This window comes from Bradyrhizobium sp. I1.14.4, from assembly GCF_050435825.1.
Lineage (GTDB): Bacteria > Pseudomonadota > Alphaproteobacteria > Rhizobiales > Xanthobacteraceae > Bradyrhizobium.
Genome location: NZ_JBNDLA010000023.1, coordinates 29236 through 52279, shown reverse-complemented (window position 1 = coordinate 52279; position 23044 = coordinate 29236). Strand labels below are relative to the sequence as shown.

The 23044-nt window shown below is 64.8% G+C and carries 21 protein-coding genes and 2 pseudogenes; 20 read left to right on the top strand and 3 right to left on the bottom strand.

Translation table 11 applies throughout. The features are described from left to right. The first annotated feature begins 46 nt into the window (after window positions 1–46). The 12 genes from ABIB78_RS30950 (at window position 47) to ABIB78_RS30895 (ending at window position 11067) form a co-directional block, all read left to right on the top strand. On the top strand, window positions 47–1363 hold the full coding sequence (locus ABIB78_RS30950) for an MFS transporter (RefSeq protein ID WP_429031493.1): 1317 nt from the start codon (window positions 47–49) through the stop codon (window positions 1361–1363). A gap of 245 nt (window positions 1364–1608) precedes the next feature. Next, window positions 1609–2529 carry a P-type conjugative transfer ATPase TrbB gene (gene trbB / locus ABIB78_RS30945; RefSeq protein ID WP_429031491.1) on the top strand — a complete coding sequence of 307 codons (921 nt, stop codon included), beginning with the start codon at window positions 1609–1611 and terminating at the stop codon, window positions 2527–2529. Further along, window positions 2526–2852, top strand: a complete 327-nt coding sequence (locus ABIB78_RS30940; RefSeq protein ID WP_429031488.1) for a TrbC/VirB2 family protein — start codon at window positions 2526–2528, stop codon at window positions 2850–2852. The genes trbB and ABIB78_RS30940 overlap by 4 nt, the downstream gene beginning before the upstream one ends. After that, entirely contained in the window at window positions 2852–3115 is a 264-nt protein-coding gene (locus tag ABIB78_RS30935) for a VirB3 family type IV secretion system protein (RefSeq protein WP_429031485.1), read from the top strand. Before ABIB78_RS30940 ends, ABIB78_RS30935 begins: the two co-directional genes overlap by 1 nt. Window positions 3116–3125: 10 nt before the next feature. Next, window positions 3126–5567: a conjugal transfer protein TrbE gene (trbE, locus tag ABIB78_RS30930; protein ID WP_429031482.1), complete on the top strand. Its 2442-nt coding sequence runs from the start codon at window positions 3126–3128 to the stop codon at window positions 5565–5567. After that, entirely contained in the window at window positions 5564–6298 is a 735-nt protein-coding gene (trbJ, locus tag ABIB78_RS30925; protein ID WP_429031479.1) for a P-type conjugative transfer protein TrbJ, read from the top strand. Before trbE ends, trbJ begins: the two co-directional genes overlap by 4 nt. Next, window positions 6298–6672 (top strand): putative entry exclusion protein TrbK-alt, encoded by a 375-nt coding sequence (trbK-alt, locus tag ABIB78_RS30920; RefSeq protein WP_429031477.1) that lies wholly within the window; start codon window positions 6298–6300, stop codon window positions 6670–6672. The genes trbJ and trbK-alt overlap by 1 nt, the downstream gene beginning before the upstream one ends. Window positions 6673–6675: 3 nt before the next feature. Further along, on the top strand, window positions 6676–7908 hold the full coding sequence (gene trbL / locus ABIB78_RS30915; protein WP_429031475.1) for a P-type conjugative transfer protein TrbL: 1233 nt from the start codon (window positions 6676–6678) through the stop codon (window positions 7906–7908). Between the two features lie 50 nt (window positions 7909–7958). Further along, complete coding sequence (gene trbF / locus ABIB78_RS30910; protein ID WP_429031473.1) at window positions 7959–8639, top strand: conjugal transfer protein TrbF; 681 nt, start codon at window positions 7959–7961, stop codon at window positions 8637–8639. A 2-nt stretch (window positions 8640–8641) separates the two neighbouring features. Continuing rightward, entirely contained in the window at window positions 8642–9616 is a 975-nt protein-coding gene (gene trbG / locus ABIB78_RS30905) for a P-type conjugative transfer protein TrbG (RefSeq protein WP_429031470.1), read from the top strand. A gap of 62 nt (window positions 9617–9678) precedes the next feature. Continuing rightward, entirely contained in the window at window positions 9679–10818 is a 1140-nt protein-coding gene (locus ABIB78_RS30900) for a TrbI/VirB10 family protein (RefSeq protein ID WP_429031578.1), read from the top strand. A gap of 6 nt (window positions 10819–10824) precedes the next feature. Beyond that, window positions 10825–11067: a DUF2274 domain-containing protein gene (locus tag ABIB78_RS30895; protein ID WP_429031467.1), complete on the top strand. Its 243-nt coding sequence runs from the start codon at window positions 10825–10827 to the stop codon at window positions 11065–11067. Here the strand turns inward: ABIB78_RS30895 and ABIB78_RS30890 are convergent. Further along, entirely contained in the window at window positions 11040–11744 is a 705-nt protein-coding gene (locus ABIB78_RS30890) for a LysR family substrate-binding domain-containing protein (RefSeq protein WP_429031465.1), read from the bottom strand. The genes ABIB78_RS30895 and ABIB78_RS30890 overlap by 28 nt on opposite strands. Window positions 11745–12020: 276 nt before the next feature. Here ABIB78_RS30890 and ABIB78_RS30885 point away from each other — a divergent pair. Next, window positions 12021–12270: pseudogene (locus ABIB78_RS30885) on the top strand (hypothetical protein); the annotation flags it as partial. A gap of 160 nt (window positions 12271–12430) precedes the next feature. Here ABIB78_RS30885 and ABIB78_RS30880 read toward each other — a convergent pair. Beyond that, window positions 12431–13190 (bottom strand): annotated as a pseudogene (locus tag ABIB78_RS30880) (DUF4158 domain-containing protein); the annotation flags it as partial. After that, window positions 13187–13783, bottom strand: coding sequence for a recombinase family protein (locus ABIB78_RS30875; RefSeq protein WP_429031462.1), 597 nt, complete (start codon window positions 13781–13783; stop codon window positions 13187–13189). The pseudogene ABIB78_RS30880 and the gene ABIB78_RS30875, both read right to left, overlap by 4 nt. A gap of 274 nt (window positions 13784–14057) precedes the next feature. Between ABIB78_RS30875 and ABIB78_RS30870 the strand changes: the two genes are divergently transcribed. The 7 genes from ABIB78_RS30870 to ABIB78_RS30840 all read left to right on the top strand — a co-directional run bounded on the left by ABIB78_RS30870 (window position 14058) and on the right by ABIB78_RS30840 (window position 23017). Continuing rightward, entirely contained in the window at window positions 14058–15260 is a 1203-nt protein-coding gene (locus tag ABIB78_RS30870) for a cytochrome P450 (RefSeq protein ID WP_429031459.1), read from the top strand. A gap of 94 nt (window positions 15261–15354) precedes the next feature. Next, window positions 15355–16953: a cytochrome P450 gene (locus tag ABIB78_RS30865; RefSeq protein WP_429031456.1), complete on the top strand. Its 1599-nt coding sequence runs from the start codon at window positions 15355–15357 to the stop codon at window positions 16951–16953. Continuing rightward, the gene (locus ABIB78_RS30860) at window positions 16940–17785 is read left to right on the top strand and encodes an SDR family oxidoreductase (protein ID WP_429031455.1); all 846 of its coding nucleotides are present in this window, start codon (window positions 16940–16942) and stop codon (window positions 17783–17785) included. The genes ABIB78_RS30865 and ABIB78_RS30860 overlap by 14 nt, the downstream gene beginning before the upstream one ends. Further along, entirely contained in the window at window positions 17785–19128 is a 1344-nt protein-coding gene (locus tag ABIB78_RS30855) for a cytochrome P450 (RefSeq protein WP_429031452.1), read from the top strand. Before ABIB78_RS30860 ends, ABIB78_RS30855 begins: the two co-directional genes overlap by 1 nt. A gap of 154 nt (window positions 19129–19282) precedes the next feature. Next, window positions 19283–20281: a polyprenyl synthetase family protein gene (locus ABIB78_RS30850; protein ID WP_429031576.1), complete on the top strand. Its 999-nt coding sequence runs from the start codon at window positions 19283–19285 to the stop codon at window positions 20279–20281. Between the two features lie 307 nt (window positions 20282–20588). Then, a complete protein-coding gene (locus tag ABIB78_RS30845; RefSeq protein WP_429031449.1) occupies window positions 20589–22139 on the top strand; it encodes a hypothetical protein in 1551 nt (516 codons plus the stop codon). Beyond that, on the top strand, window positions 22136–23017 hold the full coding sequence (locus tag ABIB78_RS30840; RefSeq protein WP_429031447.1) for a terpene synthase family protein: 882 nt from the start codon (window positions 22136–22138) through the stop codon (window positions 23015–23017). Before ABIB78_RS30845 ends, ABIB78_RS30840 begins: the two co-directional genes overlap by 4 nt. Window positions 23018–23044: the final 27 nt, after the last annotated feature.

Below are 23044 nucleotides of genomic sequence, written 5' to 3'. Positions count from 1 at the left end.
AGTTAGGGCGCAATCATCGCCCGCAAAGCGCGTTGAGCCCTGTAATGTGTGGCGGCTCGTCGCGTGCGTGTTTCTTCCCTTCGCGGCCGGGTACTACCTTTCGTACCTGTTCCGGACGATCAATACGCTCATTGCTGGACGCCTCGCCTCTGATCTCGGGCTTGGCGCTGCCGATGTCGGGCTGCTCACGTCAATCTATTTTCTGGTCGTTATGGCGGCCCAGATTCCGATCGGCATGTTACTTGATCGCTTTGGGCCGCGCCGGGTCCAGAGCGTGCTCTTGGCTGTTGCTGCAGGAGGTGCCGCGCTCTTTGGACTATCGACGGGCTTCCTGTCGCTTCTTCTTGCTCGCGCGATGGTCGGACTTGGGAGTGCAGCAGCCCTGATGTCCGGGCTAAAAATCATCGTCCTCTGGTTTCCAAGAGAACGTATGGCGCTCATCAATGGCTGCATGATCATGCTGGGCTCATTGGGCGCCGTCACTGCAACAGCACCTGCCGAGGCGCTCCTGGACTGGATCGGATGGCGGGGTCTATTCGGCGTGCTGGCCGCCGCAAGCGCGGCTGCTGCCATTTTGATCTATCTCGTGGTTCCCGAACGAACCACTCGGCCACAGGGCAGCAGGACGCCCGCCACTCTGAAAACAGTCTATTCCGATGCCCGGTTCTGGAGAATTGCGCCCTTATCGGCGACCTGCGTCGGGTCCGCTTGGGCACTGCAATCCTTATGGGCGGCGCCCTGGCTTTCCGATGTGGAGCGGCTGGATCGAACGAGACTGGTCAACGAATTGTTCGTGATGGCGGTCGCTCTGAGTCTCGGGGCTCTGGTCCTGGGCGTCCTTGCCAACTGGGTGCGCCGCCGGGCTAAGAAGACCGAGGCTCTGTCTGGTTTGGTCGCGGCGATGTTGATTGTGGCGGAGCTTGTGCTGATCCTGCATTCGCCCTGGCCATCACTCCTGCCGTGGTGCGTGGTGTCGTTGGCCGGATCAGCCACTGCTCTGACCTACGCCATCATAGCGGATTATTGCCCGGCCGAGCTGGTTGCGCGCGCCAATGGGGGTCTGAACGTCCTGCAATGTGGCTGGGCGTTCGTCGTGCAGTACGGGATGGGACTGATTCTGGAGCAATGGCCTCTAGAGGCTGGGCATTATCCTTTGACGGCCTATCAGACCGCGTTCGGTGTGAACGTTTTTCTGCAGCTGGCAGCGCTGGTCTGGTTCGCCGTCCCGTGGCTCGAGCGCCGGAAACGGACGGCTGGCGTTTCGGTCACACATCAACCGGCGAGCGGCTGGAACTCGGTTGAGGCCGTTATTCCACCAGCCGAGCTCGCCATCCTGGAGGCGGACGACCATGCTGAGTGGTGAAGCCAGCCTGTCGCCGGGCTGATGTCCGGGGTCATGATTTTCGGCGCGTCCAAAGCGTTCGTCCCGAATCTTTCTTCTTCTACGCCAGACTACGATCAATTTGGTCCCATTGTTGCTAAAGCGCAGGTTCTGCTTTTTCTAGTTGTCCTCACGTGGGGCCGGTGAACGCTAGCTGCCTCAGTTAACTGGGGGCAGTCGTGGCGATCCATTCATTTCATTCGGAAGCCGAGTTGCGGGGTGCGCGCATGCTGCGCACGGCGCTGGGGCCTGCCATCGCAGGCTTTCTGGAAGATCCGTCGATCGTTGAGGTTATGCTGAACCCTGATGGCCGGCTGTGGATCGATCGGCTGTCGAGCGGCCTTACCGATACCGGCGACGGTCTATCGGCTGCCGACGGCGAGCGAATTGTCCGGCTGGTCGCGCACTATGTGGGCACTGAGGTTCATGCCGGCTCGCCCCGCATCTCGGCTGAGCTGCCGGAAACGGGAGAACGTTTTGAAGGCCTGTTGCCGCCGGTCGTCGCCGCGCCGGCCTTCGCAATCCGTAAACCCGCGGTCGCTGTCTTCGGCCTGGACGACTATGTCGCTGCCGGCATCCTGAACTCGGCGCAGGCGAACGCGCTGCGTGATGCGGTTGTCGCGCGCAAGAACATCCTGGTCGCCGGCGGCACCTCGACAGGTAAGACGACGCTGACGAATGCGCTTCTGGCGGAAGTGGCCAAAGGTTCGGATCGCGTCGTTCTGATTGAAGATACGCGGGAGCTTCAGTGCGCAGCGCCGAACCTTGTGGCGCTGCGGACCAAGGATGGCGTGGTCTCGCTGTCCGATCTTGTGCGCTCGTCGCTTCGTCTGCGCCCTGATCGTATCCCGATTGGCGAGGTGCGCGGGGCCGAGGCTCTCGATCTGCTCAAAGCCTGGGGCACCGGGCATCCCGGTGGAATCGGCACGATCCACGCCGGCACCGCGCTTGGCGCGCTACGCCGGCTCGAGCAGCTGATCCAGGAGGCCGTCGTCACGGTCCCGCGCGCACTGATCGCAGAGACCATCAACGTCATCGCCGTGCTCTCTGGCCGTGGTGCCGAACGGCGTTTGAGCGAGCTCGCTTGCGTCACTGGGCTCGGGACATCAGGCGACTACAGCCTTTCAAAAATCGGAGATCAGTCATGAACGCACGATCGTCTCTCGGACGAGGTTTCACGTCAGTTGCGGCATTCGCTTGTCTGTACCTGGCTAGCCTACCGGCCTGGGCCGCCGGCTCCAACATGCCCTGGGAGCAGCCCCTCAACCAGATCCTGCAATCGGTCGAAGGGCCGGTCGCCAAGATCATCGCGGTCATCATCATCATCGTGACCGGTCTCTCGCTCGCGTTCGGCGACACGTCGGGTGGCTTCCGGCGGCTGATCCAGATCGTGTTTGGTCTGTCGATCGCATTTGCCGCCTCGAGCTTCTTCCTGTCGTTCTTCTCGTTTGGCGGCGGGGTGATGATCTGATGGATGAGCCAGTCCCGGGTTTTGTCGCCCCTGTCCACCGTGCGCTGACCGAGCCGATCCTGCTGGGCGGGGCACCACGTCCGGTCGCCATCCTCAATGGCACATTGGCCGCCGCACTCAGCCTCGGCCTGCGCTTGTGGCTAGCCGGCCTTCTGCTGGCACTCATCGGCCACATGGCCGCGGTCTGGGCCGCAAAACGCGATCCGGAATTCGTGGAAGTCGTGCGCCGGCATGTTCGCGTTCCCGGTCACCTCAGCACTTGAGAATAGTCCCATGATGAATCTTGCCGAATACCGCCGTTCAAATACGCGCCTTGCCGACTTCCTGCCCTGGGCCGCACTCGTCGACGAGGGAATTGTATTGAACAAGGACGGCTCGGTTCAGCGGACGGCGCGGTTTAGAGGGCCGGATCTCGACAGTTCCGTGCCGGCCGAGCTCGTTGCGGTCGCAAGCCGGCTGAACAACGCGCTCCGGCGTCTCGGATCGGGGTGGGCCGTCTTCGTCGAGGCGCAACGGCATTCGGCAGGGCGTTATCCGCCCGACACATTCCCGGATGTCGCATCCGCCCTGGTGGATGCGGAGCGCAAAGCGCAATTCGAGGAGGCCGGCAGCCATTATGAATCGAGCTACTACCTGACCTTCCTTTATCTGCCGCCAGCAGAGAGTGCAGCTGTGGCCGAGCGTCTCCTGTACGAGGGCAGCCATCGCGGCGCGGGAGCTGATGCGCGCGAGGTGCTGAGTGGCTTCGTCGACCGGACCAACCGCGTGCTGCAGCTCGTTGAGGGCTTTATGCCGGAATGCGGCTGGCTCGATGACGAGGCAACGCTCACCTACCTGCACTCGACGGTCTCGACCAAGCGGCATCGCGTTCGGGTGCCGGAAATCCCGATGTATCTCGATGCGCTCCTTGCCGATCAGCCGCTGACAGGCGGGCTTGAGCCGGTGCTGGGTGAGGCGCATGTGCGCGTTCTGACCGCCGTGGGATTTCCGAGCGCGACCACGCCCGGAATTCTCGACGATCTGAACCGGCTGGCGTTCCCGTACCGCTGGTCGACGCGCGCGATCATGCTCGACAAGACGGATGCAACCAAACTCCTGACCAAGATCAGGCGGCAATGGTTTGCCAAGCGCAAGTCGATTGCCGCGATTCTGAAGGAGGTGATGACCAACGAGGCGTCCGCGCTTCTGGATACCGATGCCCACAACAAGGCGATGGATGCAGATAGTGCGCTCCAGGAGCTGGGCTCGGATCAGATCGGTGAAGCCTTCGTGACGGCAACCGTCACGGTCTGGGACAGGGATCCGCACGCGGCGGACGAAAAGCTCCGCTTGGTCGAAAAGGTGATCCAGGGCCGGGACTTTACCTCCATGACCGAGACAGTGAATGCCGTTGAGGCCTGGCTCGGCAGCCTGCCGGGACAGGTCTATGCAAATGTCCGCCAGCCGCCGGTCTCGACGTTGAACCTCGCCCACATGATCCCGCTCTCCGCAGTCTGGGCCGGAGAGGTGAGGGACGCTCACTTCAAAGCGCCTCCGCTCTTCTTCGCCAAGACGGAAGGGTCGACCCCTTTCCGCTTCTCGCTCCATGTCGGGGATGTCGGACACACCTTGGTGATCGGACCGACCGGTGCCGGGAAATCGGTGCTGCTCGCGCTGATGGCCCTGCAGTTCCGGCGCTATCCGGAAGCGCAGATCTTTGCCTTCGATTTCGGTGGGTCGATCCGTGCGTCGGCGATCGCCATGGGTGGCGACTGGCATGATCTCGGCGGCGCGGTTGGTGGAGACTCGGCAGAATTCGTGGCGCTTCAGCCGCTTGCGCGGATCGAGGATATTGGTGAGCGCGGCTGGGCAGCCGATTGGATCGTATCGATCCTTGCGCGCGAGCGTATCGAGGTCACGCCCGAGACCAAGGATCATGTCTGGTCGGCATTGACCTCGCTCGCCTCGGCGCCTGTTGGAGAGCGGACGCTGACTGGCTTGTCCGTTCTTCTGCAATCCAATGCGCTGAAGCGCGCGCTGCAGCCCTATTGCCTCGGCGGGCCGTTTGAGCGGTTGCTGGATGCGGAAGGTGAGCGGCTCGGAGAGGGCTCGGTCCAGGTGTTCGAGACCGATGGCTTGATCGGGACCGGTGTCGCGCCGGTGGTTCTCTCCTATTTGTTCCACCGGATTGAGGATCGCTTGGATGGTCGTCCAACGCTTCTCATCATCGATGAGGGCTGGCTTGCGCTCGACGATGCCGATTTTGCCGGCAAGCTCCGCGAATGGCTGAAGACGCTGCGCAAGAAGAACGCCTCCGTCGTGTTTGCGACCCAATCGCTGGCCGATATCGATGGTTCGGCAATTGCGCCGGCCATCATCGAGAGCTGCCCGACCCGGATCCTTCTTCCCAACGACCGCGCCATCGAGCCGCAGATCACGGCGATCTACCGGCGGTTTGGGCTGAACGACCGTCAGATCGAGATCCTCGCTCGTGCGACGCCAAAGCGCGACTACTATTGCCAGTCGCGCCGGGGCAACCGGCTGTTCGAGCTCGGCCTTGGCGAAATCGCGCTGGCTTTTGCGGCCGCGTCTTCCAAAACCGACCAGGCTCTCGTCGAGCCGGTGCTCGAGGAGCACGGAAGGGATGACTTCGTCACCGGTTGGCTCAAGGCGCGAGACCTCGCCTGGGCCTGCAATCTCATTCCGCAGCTTGCCAAGGAAGGAGGCTTGTCATGAGCCGTCTCCGTCCGCTTCTGGCAGCAAGTGTCATCGCAATTAGCCTGGCCCAGGTGCCCCGGGAAGGAAAGGCACAGTGGATCGTGTTCGATCCCAACAACTACGTGCAGAATGTGATGACGGCCGCGCGCGAGCTGCAGCAGATCAACAACCAGATCACCTCGTTGCAAAACGAAGCGCAGATGTTGATCAATCAGGCGAAGAACCTCGCCAGCCTGCCATATTCGTCGTTGCAGCAGCTCGAGCAATCGATTCAGCGCACCCAGCAGCTGCTCTCCCAGGCGCAGCGGATCGCTTACGACGTCCAGCAGATCGATCGTGCGTACTCCACCACTTACGCGCCCACATCCGCGAGCATGTCCAATGAGCTCCTCGTCGCCAACGCCCAGACACGCTGGCAGAATGCGGTTGCCGGCCTGCAGGACGCCATGCGGATGCAGGCAACCGTCGTCGGCAATCTCGACACCAACCGCACCCAGATGTCGGCTTTGGTCACTGCGAGCCAGGGCGCCTCAGGTGCACTCCAGGCGAACCAGGCCGGCAACCAGCTGCTTGCGCTTCAAGCCCAGCAGCTTGCTGATCTCACCGCGACCGTGGCCGCGCAGGGGCGCGCACAAACGCTCGAAGCCGCGCAAAGAGCAAGTGCCCAGGATCAGGGGAGGGAGCAGCTTCGGCGCTTTCTGACCCGGGGTCAGGGCTACCAACCGACAACCGTACAGATGTTCCACTGATGATGAAGAATAGATTTGAACGGCTGCCGACGGCGGTGGCAGTTAGCCTTGCTGTCCTGGTCGTCGCCGCCTGCGCCATCCGCCTGCGCGAGGACGAGAGCGCGACCCAATCGTCCGCTTCGTTTGCTGCAAAGCCCGATCCGACGGCGGCAAAGCTCGAGCAATGCCGCACCGTCACCTACGAGCAGAGAGAGGTTCTTCTCGAATGCCAAAAGATCTGGGCGGAACAGCGCAGGCGGTTCTTGGGGAAAAGCGGCTCGGTAGACGGTTTGAATAGCGGGGCGGGCACGGCGCCATTTTCCTCCCCGCTGCCGCGTAAGGACGAAAGCCGCGTCCCGTCCCTCCCACCCTCCATTCGAAGCCAAAGCGAGTGAGCAATGAGCGGCACCTCCGTCATCGACCAGTTCCTGGAAACCTTCACCCGCTATATCGATTCCGGATTCGGCCTGGTCGGGGGCGAAGTCGGCTATCTCGCGACCACCTTGGCCGCAATCGACCTCACACTCGCGGGGCTGTTCTGGTCCTGGGGGACTGATGAAGATATTGTTGCCCGCCTCGTCAAGAAGACTTTGTTTGTCGGCGTCTTTGCCTACCTTATCGGGAATTGGAATAGCCTTGCCCGCATCGTCTTCGAGAGCTTTGCAGGACTTGGCCTCAAGGCCTCGGGCACGAGCCTGTCATCGGCAGATTTCTTGCGGCCAGGTCGGATCGCGCAAGTGGGGCTCGATGCCGGCCGTCCGATCCTGGACTCGATCTCGGGGCTGTTGGGGTATGTCAGCTTCTTCGAGAATTTCGTTCAGATCGCTGTCCTCCTGTTCGCCTGGATCGTGGTGCTTCTGGCCTTCTTTATTCTCGCTATCCAGCTCTTCGTCACGCTGATCGAGTTCAAGCTGACGACGCTCGCAGGTTTCGCGCTGATCCCCTTCGGTCTGTTCGGCAAGACCGCCTTTGCGGCCGAACGGGTGCTGGGCAACGTCATCTCCTCCGGCGTCAAGGTTTTGGTCCTTGCCGTCATTGTCGGCATCGGATCGACCTTGTTCTCGCAGTTCACGGCAGGCTTCGGCGGCAATCAGCCGACCATCGAGAACGCGATGGCGCTTGTCCTGGGCGCTCTCGCCTTGTTGGGCCTCGGCATTTTCGGACCCGGCATTGCCAACGGCATCGTCTCCGGAGGCCCGCAGCTCGGCGCGGGTAGCGTCGTTGGGACGGGACTTGCCGCCGGTGGAGTCGTCGCGGCTGGCGCTGGCCTTGCGGCCGGCGCTGCCGGTCTCGCCGGCGGCGCGATTGCAGGCGCCGTAAGAGGTGGAAGCGCGATTGCAAGCGGCACCATGAGCGTGTTTCGGGCGGGGAGTCAGTCCGGCTCCGAGGCGAGCGCTTCGCCTGCTGCAAGTCCATTGCGCTCGGTCGCAGCTGGTCGTGGCGGACCGGCGAGCAATGCCGGTAAGGGGGGAGGGGGCCCCTCGAGAGCGTCCGACAGTGTGCCCGCCTGGGTTCGGCGCATGAAGCGAGCGCAGACGATCAGCCATGGCACATCAGCGGCAACCCACGCGATCCGTTCGGGTGATCACGGAGGCGGCGGCGGATCTGTCGACCTCTCGCAGGATCACTGACGACTCCTTTCTTTCGAATTCGGTTCCCTACCATCTCTTGAGGTCAAGCAATGTTCAAACGATCGGCTGTTCACTATGGCCGCACGCCAGAAGCCGTCACTCCCTATCAACGCGCCGCCCAGGTCTGGGATGACCGCATTGGGTCTGCGCGCGTGCAGGCCAAGAACTGGCGCCTGATGGCCTTTGGCTCCCTCTTCTTATCCGCTGGTTTCGCCGGCGCCCTGGTCTGGCAATCGGCGCACGGGACGATCACGCCTTGGGTGGTCGAGGTCGATCAACTGGGCGAAGCGAAAGCCGTTGCTCCGGCAAATGCCAGCTATCAACCGACCGATCCTCAAGTAGCCTTTCATCTGGCCCGCTTCATCGAGCATGTGCGTGGCCTGCCGATGGACGCCATCGTCCTTCGCGAAAACTGGCTGCGTGCCTACGACTTCACGACCGACCGCGGCGCCGCCGCGCTCAATGATTACGCCCGCAATAACGATCCATTCGCCAAGCTCGGCAAGATGCAAATTGCGATCGAGGTCTCGAGCGTCATCCGGGCATCCGCTGAGAGCTTTCGCTTGGCCTGGATCGAGCGGCGCTACGACAACGGTCAGCTTGCCGCAACCGAGCGGTGGAGCGCCATCCTCACCATCGTCGTAGAAATGCCCCGCGATCTGGATCGGCTGCGGAAGAATCCACTTGGCATCTACGTCAACGCCATCAACTGGTCGAAGGAGCTGGGCTAGTCATGCCGTCAGGTCTCGTTATTGCGTCACAGAGGGTCCGCCCGAGCCTGGCTCTGGCTCTCGTTATTGGTGTGTCCACCCTTGGCGGGTGCACCACGTTCAAGCCGCCGAAGATCAGTTACGATAGCGATGTCCCGCCAGCTCCAGATCTGCCGGCGCTTGCCGACGATCGGCCGCGCCCGCTGCATGTGCCACCGGCCTGGAAGGCGGCGCGCGGCGGCAAGAACGCGGAAGCCAAAGAGCCCGTCGAGCGGATTGAGACCGCGAATGACGCGGCACGCGTGCAGCCTCGGAAAGCCGGCTACTTCAATGCGGTGCAGGTATTTTCGTATAGTCCGGGCGCTCTCTATCAGATCTATGCCGCGCCGGGGCAGATCACCGACATCGCCTTGGAGCCCGGCGAGCAGCTGATCGGGTCGGGACCAGTTGCCGCGGGTGATACCGTGCGTTGGGTGGTCGGCGACACCGAGAGCGGCAGCGGCGAAACGCGCCGCGTACATATCATGGTCAAGCCAACCCGGCCCTCGATCGAGACCAATCTGGTCATCAACACGGATCGGCGCACCTACCTGATCGAGCTGCGCTCCCGCGAAAAGCCCTACATGCCACAGGTCTCGTGGTTCTATCCGGAGGATCGGACCGCGCGTGGTCGAACTCTGCCGCCCACACCGGTCATCCCGGATCAGGCGCAGCGCCGTTACCTCTACGCCATCGAGGGAGACAGCCCACCCTGGCGTCCTGTCAATGCCTATGACGATGGGCGCAAGGTCTACATCGAGTTTTCGCCCGGCATCGGCCAAGGCGAGATGCCGCCGCTCTTCGTGATCGGGCCTGATGGCAAGACCGAGCTCGTCAACTACCGCACTTACGGCAATGTGCTGATCGTCGACCGGCTGTTCGCGGCTGCGGAACTGAGGCTGGGCGAGGATCACCAGCAGAAGGTCAGGATCGTCCGAGCCGACGGGAGGTCCTTGTGACCGATTCCGATCAGGTAAATGGCGGACCCCATGATGCTCCTCGGCCGCAGCAGTCGGGAGAGATCGTCGAAACCCTGCGACTGCGGCCGGAGCGGCCGGAAGTTGCGCGCCTGTCGCGCAAGGTCCTTGCGGGCGGCAGCGCCGTTGTACTGGTACTCATCTCTGGCGCGGTGTTCTGGGCTCTGCAGGAGAAGCGATCGGCACGGCCTGCCCCCGAGGAGCTTTACGCGACCGACCACCACAATGTCGCCGATCAGCTTGCGACCTTACCGAAGGATTACACCGAGATCCCGAAGGATGTGCCGCGCTTGGGACCGCCTTTGCCGGGCGATCTTGGCCGTCCGATCGTTGCAGCACAGGGCGCTTCGACGGCAAGTCCACTTGGGGTTGATGCTGAACAGCAGCGCGTCAACCAAGAGGGCGAGGCGGCACGTACCAGCAAGCTGTTTGCGAGCACCAACGTCCGGCCACAGGCCCCTGCCAGCTCGTCGAGCGAAGCCCGTTCAAACACAGCGCCATCATCCGACGAAGCGTTTGCCCAGAATGGCCAGGACCGAAAGCTTGCGTTCGTCAATGAAACCGTCGATCGCCGGACGACCAGTCCCGATCGCCTGGTGAGGCCGGCTTCGCCTTTTGTAGTCCAGGCCGGAACGGTCATTCCGGCCGCTCTCATCACAGGAATCCGCTCCGACGTGCCTGGCCAGATCACGGCGCAAGTAACAGAGGCGGTATACGATTCTCCTACCGGGCGAGCACGCCTTATCCCCCAGGGAGCAAGGCTGATTGGGACCTACGATAGCCAGGTCGCATTTGGGCAGTCGCGCGTGCTCCTGGTCTGGACGCGCCTTATCATGCCGAATGGGAGGTCGATCGTTTTGGAGCGGCAGCCCGGTGCAGATGCGGCAGGCTACTCTGGTCTTGAGGACGAGGTCGACAATCATTGGAAAGAGTTGTTAGCGGCAGCCGCGCTTTCGACGCTGCTCGCCGTCGGCACAGAGGTGAATTCGGGGGCAGATACGGGTAACACCAATAGCGACATCATTCAGGCGCTACGCCGTGGGGCGGGGGATTCCCTCAATCAAACCGGCCAGCAGGTGGTCCGCCGCAATCTCAACATCCAGCCGACGTTGACGATCCGCCCGGGATTTCCGGTGCGGGTGATCGTCAATCGCGACCTGGTGCTCGAACCGTACAGAGGGTGAGGTACGATGGCAAAGCTTAAACTTGGAGCGATCGAAGACGATAAGCCGATCAAGATTACGCATGAACTCCCGGCGAGCGTGCACAGGGATCTCGTGGCATATGCGGAAATCCTTGCACAAGAGAGCGGACAGCCGATCGGGGAGGCGGCCAAGCTTATCGCTCCCATGTTGGCGCGGTTCATGGCAGCGGATAGAAATTTCCGGAAGGCTCGACGGGCGCGTCAGCGTCCGAGCGGAGATGAGGGATAGCGCTCTGAGAGCAACTTCGGGAAGCCAGCCAGGACAGGGTTTTCGTTGTCGTCTCGCCAGTATGCCGAAAAGTCGAATCGGCTCGGACCGGCTCCGTCGCGCAATTCGCGGTAGACGAGGCCTGCATAGTTGATGCCCATGTCGGATTCCAGCACCAGGCTGATTCCTGTGTTCATCCTGATCAGGCTCTTGATGATACCGCGGCTGACGTCGTGGCGCTCGAGTTTAGGATGGTCCTCAGGCGACACGAGCTTGGAAATCAGAAGATCTTCAAACTCCTTTCCCGGATCGTAATGGCTCAGCAGGACCGTCTCGCCGCGTAGGTCAGTCCAGTAGACTTTGTCGCGCGCGGTGATGGGATGATCATGGGGTAAGGCGACAACACGTTCGCTCCACAGCGGCATCACTCTGTTGTCGAGTAACGGCAGGTTCCCTGTGACGATCAGGATATCGAGAACGCCGTTGCGAAGTGCCGTCGCCAGGCGTGTTCGTGATTTCTCGATCGTCACAAGCTCGATTTGAGGGAATCGCTGCTTGAAATCCAGCAAGGACGTCTGCAGGTTGCCAATGGAAAGTGGGGTGCAGAGCCCGACACTCAGCCGGCCAGCCTCGCTGTTCCGAACGGCCCTCGCGGTCGCGATGAGAGCATCGAACTCCGCAAGAATTGTCCTTGCCACGCGAAGAACACTGCGGCCTGCCTGCGTCGGGCGCACACCACCGCTGAAGCGCTCAAAAATCGCAATTCCCCAGGTGATATTCGATCTCGCTGATTCTTCGGCTGAGACTCGATTGTTGGGTTCTCAGCAATTCCGCCGCTTGACGGAGGGCGAGGAGCGGCAGCGCACCACAGTATGTTCGTCGAGATCGAGATCGGCGAGCGGGATAGCGTTGCCTATGGCGAATTCCCGGCAAAGCTCAATCGGAGAAAATTCCAGGCTGCCGAGTACAAGTGGGTCGGAAAGGGCGGGAAAGAAGTCTGGATCCAGGCGTCGTACAATCCGGTGCTCGATGTCCGAGGCAAGTCCGTTAAAGGTCATCAAATTCGCTACCGATGTATCGGCCCGAAAAATCATGGGCATGGAGAATGAAGGACAGCTTGTTGCAATAGGGCGATCGCAGGCCGTCATTGCGTTCGGTGTGAACTGCACCATCCTCGATGCGAATGAGAACTTTCTCAGGATGGTAGGTTATTCTCTCTCGGAAAATTCAAGGCAAGCACGACAGTATGTTCGTTGCACCGGGCGAACGCGACAGCGACGGCTGGAGCAGGTTGAGCCGAGGGGAATTTCAGTCGAGCGAATACAAGCGTATCGGAAGGGACGGCAGAGAGATCTGGTTCCTGGCGTCCTACAACCCGATCCTCGGTGCCGGCGGGATCAAGCGCGACGTACAGCGGTCGAAGATGCCGACGGATACGCTCGGCCAGGCCGTCCACCGCCTGCCAATGCAAAGCCAGTTTTCTCACCGGCTTCACGCTCATGCGCAGTGCCGTGGCTTGCAGCGTATCGCGGGGCATGATCTTGTAGGCGCGCTGGCATACATCGCCGAACGGCGTGAGATCGGGCACGCTGTCGTCGATGTAAAGCGACAGCAGGCGACCGACCTGTGGCGTGTCTTGCTGACGGCGCACCTGCTCCGCGACATCGAATGGTTTTGTGTTCATTGAGCCAGCCAATCAACTCGGTGGCGACGAATCCTTGCGTCACGTCGCGCCGAACGATTTGCGCGGCTTGCTGCGCGAGCTGCGGCAGGAAGTCGGCCGCCCACGGCCGGTAGCAGAACAGCGCAGCGATTCGCTCGCGCTGGGTGCAGTGTTCGTGCTTGGTGATCAGCTTGCGCTCGAACGCATCGCCGTGGAAATAGCGACTGAGCACGAAGGCGCAATCCTCCTCGACCTCGTTCTAGTCAAAGCGAAAGAAGGTATGCTTGGCTTTTGAAGTAGCCGGTCTGCAAGATGCAATAAACCCGAGCGGTGAGGCTGGGACGGCTGCTGGCAAGCGCCAGTTCGGTTTCGGTCAAGGCCAGGTATTCCACCCGCTGGGTGTCGTCGAAATCCGGCAGGCCGTACAGGCTTCCTGCTCGGCGTCCGATAGGACGGTCAAGCGTTCGCTCTTGGTCGTCATCGCGATGACGCTCCGCGGGAGCCCATCCAACCGACCCGTGTCAGGCTCTCGATCAGCGTGGTTCGCTTGACGCAGAAGTTGCGACATACCGCCGCTTTGGACATGCCGCCGTCCAGCGCGGCGATGATGGCGTCCAGCTTCTCGCCGGTGATCGCCTGCGGCCGGCCGCCGATCCGGCCGCGTTTGCGTGCGGCGGCCAGGCCGGCGACGACACGCTCCTGGATCAAAGCGCGCTCATACTGCGCGAGCGCGCCGAACAGCACCTGGAACAGGAATTCGCCCGAGGGCGTCGTGGTGTCCAGATTCTCGGTCAGCGAGCGGAACGCCACCCGATTGTCCTTCAGCGAGGTCACGATGACGCGCCGGTGCGACAGCGAGCGGCCGAGCCGGTCGAGTTTCCACACGACCAGCACGTCGCCGGGCCGGACGAATTCGAGCGCCCGCGCCAAGCCGGTGCGGTCATCCTTCGCGCCCGAGGCATGATCCTCGAACAGGTGACGCGGATCAACGCCGGCGGCGAGCAGTGCATCGCGCTGCAAGTCCGTGCTCCGGCGCTCGGAGTCCGACGACATGCGCACGTAGCCAACCAACATAGGCGGATACCCATCGGAAATAGGTTTCCGTATGGCAGCGCGTGGCGACAGAGTTTTCCGCATATTTTTTGCGCCACCAGAGGCGTTTAGCTTAGGGGGCTACTACAAGATTCGGTAGTTGGCTAAAGCCAACTTGAGGCTCTAGGGTCCGGCCGCCTTCCCCGCCGGTCATCATCGACGAACAGAAGTGAACGCAAGCGCACGTGAAGCCGCTGCCCGCAGTGCCTGCCGGTCACCTTCCGCCCTTCCATCGCTTAAAGAGTGAAGTGCCACCATGTCCGAACAACCCTTGCCGACGCTGCCGATGTGGCGCGTCGATCACATCGAGCCCTCGCCCGAGATGTTGGCGCTACGCGCCAACGGTCCGATCCACCGCGTGCGCTTCCCGTCCGGGCACGAAGGCTGGTGGGTGACAGGCTACGACGAGGCCAAGGCGGTGCTGTCCGACGCGGCGTTCCGGCCCGCGGGAATGCCGCCGGCGGCATTCACCCCGGATTCGGTGATTCTCGGTTCGCCGGGGTGGCTGGTCTCGCACGAGGGGGGCGAGCATGCCCGGTTACGCACGATCGTGGCGCTGGCCTTCAGCGACCGCAGGGTGAAGCTGCTCGCGCAGCAGGTCGAGGCGATCGCCGCGAAGTTGTTCGAGACGCTGGCGGCCCAGCCCCAGCCCGCCGACCTGCGGCGCCACCTCTCCTTTCCGCTTCCGGCCATGGTCATCAGCGCGCTGATGGGCGTGCTCTACGAGGATCACGCATTTTTCGCCGGGCTGTCCGACGAGGTGATGACGCACCAGCATGAAAGCGGCCCGCGCAGCGCGTCGCGCCTGGCCTGGGAAGAACTGCGCGCCTACATTCGCGGCAAGATGTGGGACAAGCGCCAGGATCCGGGCGATAACCTGCTGGCGGATCTGCTCGCGGCGGTCGACCAGGGCAACGCGACCGAGGAAGAGGCGATCGGCCTGGCGGCGGGCATGTTGGTGGCGGGGCACGAGAGCACCGTCGCGCAGATCGAATTCGGCCTGCTGGCCATGTTCCGCCATCCGCAACAGCGCGAACGCGTGGTCGGCGATCCGTCCCTGGTGGACAAGGCGGTGGAGGAAACCCTGCGCATGTACCCGCCGGGCGCGGGCTGGGACGGCATCATGCGCTATCCGAGGACCGACGTGACCATCGCGGGCGTGCATATTCCCGCGGAGAGCAAGGTGCTGGTCGGCCTGCCGGCGACGTCGTTCGATCCGCGCCATTTCGACGACCCGGAAAGCTTCGACATCGGACGCGACGAAAATCCGCACCTGGCGTTCTCCTACGGACCGCACTACTGCATCGGCGTGGCGCTGGCCAGGCTGGAGCTCAAGGTGGTGTTCGGTTCGATCTTCCAGCGCTTTCCCGCGCTGCGCCTGGCCGTGGCGCCCGAAGAACTGAAGTTGCGCAAGGAGATCATCACTGGCGGGTTCGAGGAGTTCCCGGTGCTCTGGTGATGCGCGGACGCCGCCGGGAATCGCGATCTTCTCCGCAATTTGCCGGCGCGCCTGGCGCGCGCCGGTCAAACCAGCCAGCCAACAGTTAACCAAGATGGACGTGCAAGAAACCACGGCAGCATGCCGGGACGCCTTCGCCGAACTGGCGTCGCCAGCGTGCATCCACGACCCGTATCCGTTCATGCGGTGGTTGCGTGAGCACGATCCGGTGCATCGCGCGGCGTCGGGCCTCTTTCTGTTGAGCCGCCACGCCGACATCTACTGGGCGCTCAAGGCCACGGGCGATGCGTTTCGAGGACCGGCGCCGGGCGAACTGGCGCGCTATTTCCCGCGTGCGGAGACCAGCCTGTCGCTCAATCTGCTGGCGTCCACGCTAGCGATGAAGGAACCACCGACGCATACGCGTCTGCGCCGGCTGATCTCGCGCGATTTCACCATGCGCCAGATCGACAACCTGCGGCCGAGCATCGCGCGCATCGTCGCAGCGCGCCTGGACGGCATGGCGCCCGCGCTGGAGCGGGGGGAGGCGGTGGACCTGCATCGGGAATTCGCGCTGGCCTTGCCCATGCTGGTCTTCGCCGAACTGTTCGGCATGCCCCAGGACGACATGTTCGGGCTCGCCGCCGGCACCGGCGCCATTCTGGAAGGCCTGAGCCCGCACGCCAGCGATCCCCAACTCGCCGCGGCGGACGCGGCCAGCGCCAGGGTGCAGGCCTACTTCGGCGACCTCATACAGCGCAAGCGCACCGATCCCCGCCACGACATCGTGTCGATGCTGGTCGGCGCACACGAGGACGATGCTGACACGCTGTCGGATGCGGAGTTGATCAGCATGCTGTGGGGCATGCTGCTGGGCGGCTTCGCCACCACTGCTGCGACCATCGACCATGCGGTCCTGGCGATGCTGGCGTATCCCGAACGGCGGCACTGGCTGCAGGGAGACGCCGTGGGGGTGAAGGCATTCGTCGAAGAAGTCCTGCGTTGCGACGCGCCCGCCATGTTCAGCTCCATTCCGCGTATCGCCCAGCGCGACATCGAACTGGGCGGTGTGGTGATCCCGAAGAACGCGGACGTGCGCGTGCTGATCGCGGCCGGCAATCGCGACCCCGACGCCTTCGCCGATCCCGACCGCTTCGATCCCGCGCGGTTCTACGGCACCAGTCCTGGCATGTCGACCGACGGGAAGATCATGCTGAGCTTCGGCCACGGCATCCACTTCTGCCTCGGTGCGCAACTGGCCCGGGTGCAGTTGGCCGAGAGCCTGCCGCGGATCCAGGCGCGCTTCCCCACGCTGGCATTGGCCGAGCAGCCGACCCGGGAGCCCTCCGCGTTCCTTAGGACGTTCCGCGCGCTGCCGGTGCGGCTGCAGGCGCAGGGGGCTGAGATGCGCGTCGTGGTCGACCAGGATCTGTGCGGAACCACCGGGCAATGCGTGTTGACGCTGCCGGGCACCTTTCGCCAGCGCGAACCGGACGGCGTGGCCGAAGTGTGCGTGGCGACGGTCCCGCAGGCGCTGCACGCCGCCGTGCGGCTCGCGGCCAGCCAGTGTCCGGTCGCCGCCATTCGGATCATCGAAAGCGACGCTGGCGATGACGAGCGTGCCAGCGCCGACCCTGCGCCTTCTCCGGCGGAGGCCGAGCGCCATGCCGCGAAAGACCAACGCAATCCAGGAGGACACGATGGGACGGTTTGAAGGCAAGGTGGCCGTGGTGACCGGCGCCGGCGCCGGCATCGGCAAGGCATGCGCCCTCGCCATCGCGCGCGAGGGCGGCAGAGTGGTGGTGGCCGACATTGATGGCTCGGCGGCCATCGCCTGCACCGCGCAGATCGCGGCCGAAGCGGGCCACGCGCTGGCCCTGGCCATGGACATCGCCGATGCGCAGGAAGTGGCAGCGCTGTTCGAGACGGCGGAGCGGCACTTCGGTGGGGTCGACCTGCTGGTGAACAACGCGAGCGCCATGCATCTGACCCCGTGCGACCGCGCGATCCTCGACCTGGACCTGGCGGTCTGGGATCAGACCATGGCGACCAATCTGCGCGGCACGCTGCTCTGCTGCCGGCAGGCCATCCCACGGATGATCGCCCGCGGCGGTGGCGCGATCGTCAACATGTCGTCGTGCCAGGGGCTCAGCGGTGACACCGCGCAGACATCCTACGCCGCGTCGAAGGCGGCGATGAACATGCTGTCGGCCTCGCTCGCCACCCAGTACGGTCATGCGCAGATCCGCTGCAACGCGGTTGCGCCGGGTCTCATCATGACCGAGCGGCTCCTCGCCAAGCTGGACGAGTGCATGCAACGGCATCTGCGCCGGCACCAGCTCCTGCCGCGCGTCGGGCGCCCCGAGGACGTGGCCGCGCTGGCGGCGTTCCTGCTCTCCGACGATGCTGCGTTCATCACCGGCCAGGTCGTGTGCATCGACGGCGGCATGCTGGCGCATGTGCCGACGTACGCCGACGGTGGCAACAGCCGCGCCGCGCGGCGTGCCGGCGACACTGCCGAAGCGGCCGCGGCGCGGCGCTGCTGATGGACATGCTGCTCAACCCGCTGGAGCGTCGGCACCGGCTGCGGTGCGACATCCCGATCGTGCCCGGCGCTTTCCCCCTGGTCGGGCATCTCCCCGCCATCGTCTGCAACCTGCCGCGCCTGCTGCGGCGCGCGGAACGAACGCTGGGCAGCCACTTCTGGCTGGATTTCGGCCCTGCCGGACACCTGATGACCTGCGTGGATCCGGATGCGTTCGCACTGCTCCGGCACAAGGACGTGTCCTCGGCGCTGATCGAAGAGATCGCGCCCGAATTGCTTGGCGGAACGTTGGTCGCCCAGGACGGCGGCGCGCACCGGCAGGCGCGCGATGCGATCAAGGCGGCGTTCCTGCCCAAGGGGCTGACCCAGGCCGGCATTGGCGACCTGTTCGCTCCCGTCATCCGGGCGCGGGTGCAGGCGTGGCGCGACCGCGGCGACGTAACCATCCTGCGCGAAACCGGCGACCTGATGCTCAAGCTCATCTTCAGCTTCATGGGAATCCCCGCGCAGGACCTGCCGGGATGGCATCGCAAGTACCGGCAACTGCTGCAGTTGATCGTCGCGCCCCCGGTCGAGCTGCCCGGACTGCCCTTGCGGCGCGGCCGCGCCGCCCGCGACTGGATCGACGCGCAGTTGCGCCAGTTCGTCCGCGACGCGCGCGCGCATGCCGCGCGCACCGGGTTGATCAACGACATGGTGAGCGCCTTCGATCGCAGCGACGATGCGCTCTCCGATGATGTCCTGGTCGCCAATATCCGCTTGCTGCTGCTTGGCGGTCACGACACCACCGCCTCGACGATGGCCTGGATGGTGATCGAGCTGGCGCGGCAGCCTGTGCTGTGGGACGCCCTGGTCGAGGAGGCGCAACGCGTGGGCGCGGTGCCGACTCGGCACGCGGACCTGGCGCAGTGTCCGATCGCCGAGGCGCTGTTCCGCGAGACGCTGCGCGTGCATCCGCCGACCACGCTCCTGCCGCGTCGCGCGCTGCAGGAATTGCAACTCGGCCAACGGCGCATTCCCGCGGGCACCGATCTGTGCATCCCGCTGCTGCATTTCTCGACCTCGGCGCTGCTGCACGAGGCGCCTGATCAGTTCCGCCTGGCGCGGTGGCTGCAACGCACGGAGCCGATCCGGCCGGTGGACATGCTGCAGTTCGGTACCGGCCCACACGTCTGCATCGGCTACCACCTGGTATGGCTAGAACTGGTGCAGTTCTGCATCGCCTTGGCGCTGACCATGCACAAGGCCGGGGTTCGGCCGCGGTTGCTGAGCGGCGTCGAAAAAGGCCGGCGCTATTACCCGACCGCACATCCGTCCATGACAATCCGCATCGGATTCTCATGAGCTGGCATCGCACGCCCCGTGTGGCGAGGCAGCGGCGCCGGCGACGCGCGGCATTGCTGCACTCGGCGCGCGCGCTCGGTGCTACGCCGGCAACACCGCGGCGGCTCGCCGCTCGCCGTGGCCGTCTCCTGTCAGGTACAAGGACATGAACAACATGCAGACCGGTTCCACGCTACACGACGACCGAAGTGGCGTTTCCGCGCTCGGCGGATTGGGCGCGCAGGCGCGCGACGCATCCGGCAGGCTGCTGCCGGAGATCTGGATGCAGGACGGCGCAAAGCGGGTCGAACAGGCGCTGGCGCGTCTTCTCTGCGCCGAAGACGACGGTGAGACCGAGCTGATGGCGGCGATGCGCTACGCCACCTTGCATGGCGGGAAGCGCACCCGCGCCTTGCTCTGTCTGGCTGCCGGCGCACTGGCCGACACGCCGGCGCACATGCTCGACGACGTCGGCGCCGCCATCGAGATGATGCACGCCTGTACCCTGGTCCACGATGACCTGCCCGCGATGGACGACGACGTGCTTCGCCGCGGCCTTCCGACCGTGCACGTCAAGTTCGGCGAAGCCACTGCGATCCTGGTCGGCGATGCGCTGCAGGCGCACGCCTTCCTGACCCTGGCGAACCTGGATGCGCCGGGCGACAACCGTATCGCGCTCGTGCGCGAACTGGCGCAGGCGGTGTCCGCCGAGGGTGCCGCAGGCGGGCAGGCCATGGATCTGTCGCTGGTTGGAAAGCACGTCGAGCTGGACAGGATCGTGGCGATGCACCGGATGAAGAGCGGAGCGCTAGTGCGCGCGTCCGTTCGCATGGGCGCGCTATGCACCATCGCGGAGGATGCCGCGCACGCTGCGCTGTACTGTGCGCTCGATCGCTACAGCGCCTGTTTCGGCCTGGCGTTGCAGGTGGTCGACGACATTCTCGACGTGACAGCGGATACCGCGACGCTGGGCAAGACCCCCGGCAAGGACGCGGCGGCGCAGAAGCCGACCTGCGCGTCGATCATGGGGCTGCAGGCAGCGCGCCAGTTCGCGCCGGATCTGTTGCGCGACGCCGGGGAGGCCATCGCCCCGCTGGGGCCGCGTGCGGAAGGGTTGGCGCAGATGCTGCAGCGGGCCAACGCGTATCTGTTCAAGCACGCGCCATGCGCATGAGCGCGCCCGTCCGCATGGAGTCGCCCCTGTGCCGCTGCGATCGGCCGGCGGCAGCGGTGCATGCTGCACTGTGTCCGAGTCCGCGGCGCCGATCGCAGCGGTTGCCCAGCACGGCCGCGGCGCACGCGGCGCGCTGCGCGCAAGCCTATGCGGCGGACCGGCGCCAGCATCGGGGCGCGTCGCCGCGCCGGAGCAGGGCGGCCGTCCGGCGCGGCCCATGCGCTGGGCGGCGACGGGCCTGCGGCGACATGCGCGGCGTCTGCCCGATCCTGGTTCTCGTCAACCGTCTGCAGAAGGAACATCCCGCGTGAAGGCGCTGTCCGAACATATCCTTTCCGAATTGCGCCACCTGCTGAGCGAGATGAGCGATGGCGGCAGCGTCGGTCCGTCCGTCTACGACACGGCGCGAACTCTGCAGTTCCACGGCAACGTCACCGGTCGGCAGGACGCGTACGCGTGGCTGATCGCGCAGCAACAGGCGGATGGCGGATGGGGAAGCGCGGACTTCCCGCTGTTCCGCCATGCACCCACGTGGGCGGCGTTGCTGGCATTGCAGCGTGCCGATCCTCTTCCCGGCGCTGCCGACGCAGTCCACGCAGCAACCCGGTTCCTCGAGCGCCAGCCCGATCCCTACGCGCATGCGGTGCCGGAAGACGCGCCGATCGGCGCGGAGCTGATCCTGCCGCAGTTTTGCGGCGAGGCCGCATCCTTTCTCGGCGACGCGGCGTTTCCGCGCCACCCGGCGCTGTTGCCGTTGCGGCAAGCGCGCCTGGTCAAGCTGGGGGCGGTGGTGACGTTGCCGAGCGGCCATCCGTTGCTGCACTCCTGGGAAGCCTGGGGGACGTCGCCGACCACCGCATGCCCGGATGACGACGGCAGCATCGGCATCAGTCCGGCGGCCACCGCCGCGTGGCGTGCGCACGCCGTGACACAGGGGAGCACGCCGCAGGTCGGGCGCGCCGACGCGTATTTGCAGGCGGCATCGCGGGCGACGCGCAGCGGCATCGAAGGTGTCGTTCCCAACGTCTGGCCGATCAATGTGTTCGAGCCATGCTGGTCGCTGTACACCCTGCATCTGGCCGGGCTGTTCGCTCATCCCGCGCTCGCCGAGGCGGTGCGCGTGATCGTCGCGCAGCTCGACGCCCGCCTGGGGGGGCGCGGTCTGGGCCCGGCCTTGCACTTCGCGGCCGATGCGGACGACACCGCCGTTGCGTTGTGCGTCCTGCGCCTTGCAGGCCGCGACCCGGCGGTCGATGCGTTGCGCCATTTCGAAATCGGCGAGCTGTTCGTCACCTTCCCCGGCGAGCGCAACGCCTCGGTGTCGACCAACATCCATGCCCTGCATGCGTTGCGACTGTTGGGAAAGCCCGCCGTCGGCACCAGCGCCTACGTCGAGGCCAATCGCAACCCGCACGGTCTATGGGACAACGAAAAATGGCATGTTTCGTGGCTGTATCCCACCGCGCATGCGGTCGCTGCGCTGGCGCAAGGCAAGCCCCAGTGGCGCGACGAGCGCGCGCTGGCGGCGCTGCTGCAGGCGCAGCGCGACGACGGCGGCTGGGGCGCCGGTCGCGCGTCCACATTCGAGGAAACCGCCTATGCGCTGTTCGCGTTGCACGTGATGGACGGGAGCGAAGAGCCGACAGGGCGCCGGCGCATCGCGCAGGCGGTGGCGCGTGCGCGGGAGTGGATGCTCGCCCGCCATGCGGCGCATGCATTGCCGCAGACGCCACTGTGGATCGGCAAGGAACTGTATTGCCCCACCCGGGTCGTGCGCGTGGCCGAACTCGCCGGGTTGTGGCTGGCGCTTCGTTGGGGGCGGCGCGTCCTGGCCGAGGGAGCAGGAGCGGCGCCATGATCCAGACCGAACGCGCGCTGCAGCAGGTGCTGGAGTGGGGGCGTTCCCTGACCGGGTTCGCCGACGAGCATGCCGTGGAAGCGGTCAGGGGCGGCCAGTACATCCTGCAGCGCATCCACCCGAGCCTGCGCGACACCAGCGCCCGCACCGGCCGCGATCCGCAGGACGAAACGCTGATCGTGGCATTCTATCGCGAACTGGCGTTGCTGTTCTGGCTCGACGATTGCAACGACCTTGGCCTGATCGCGCCGGAGCAGCTCGCCGCGGTGGAGCAGGCGCTGGGGCAGGGCGTGCCGTGCGCGCTCCCCGGATTCGAGGGCTGCGCTGTGCTGCGCGCTTCGCTGGCCGCGCTCGCCTACGATCGTCGCGACTATGCTCAGCTTCTCGACGATACCCGGTGCTACTGCGCGGCGCTGCGCGCTGGACACGCGCAGGCGGCAGGGGCGGAACGCTGGTCTTACGCCGAGTACCTGCACAACGGCATCGATTCGATCGGCTACGCGAACGTGTTCTGTTGCCTGTCGTTGCTGTGGGGGCTGGACATGGCGACCTTGCGCGCGCGTCCGGCGTTTCGCCAGGTCTTGCGGCTCATCTCCGCGATAGGGCGCCTGCAGAACGATCTGCATGGACGCGACAAGGACAGGTCGGCCGGCGAGGCCGACAACGCGGCGATCCTGCTGCTGCAGCGCTATCCGGCGATGCCTGTGGCAGAGTTCCTCAACGACGAGCTGGCCGGCCATACGCGCATGCTGCACCGGGTGATGGCGGAAGAACGCTTTCCCGCGCCGTGGGGAGCGTTGATCGAGGCCATGGCGGCCATCCGCGCGCAGTACTACCAGACCTCGACTAGCCGCTACCGCGGCGACGCTGCGGGGTGAGGCCAGCGTGCGCCGGCCTGAACGCGC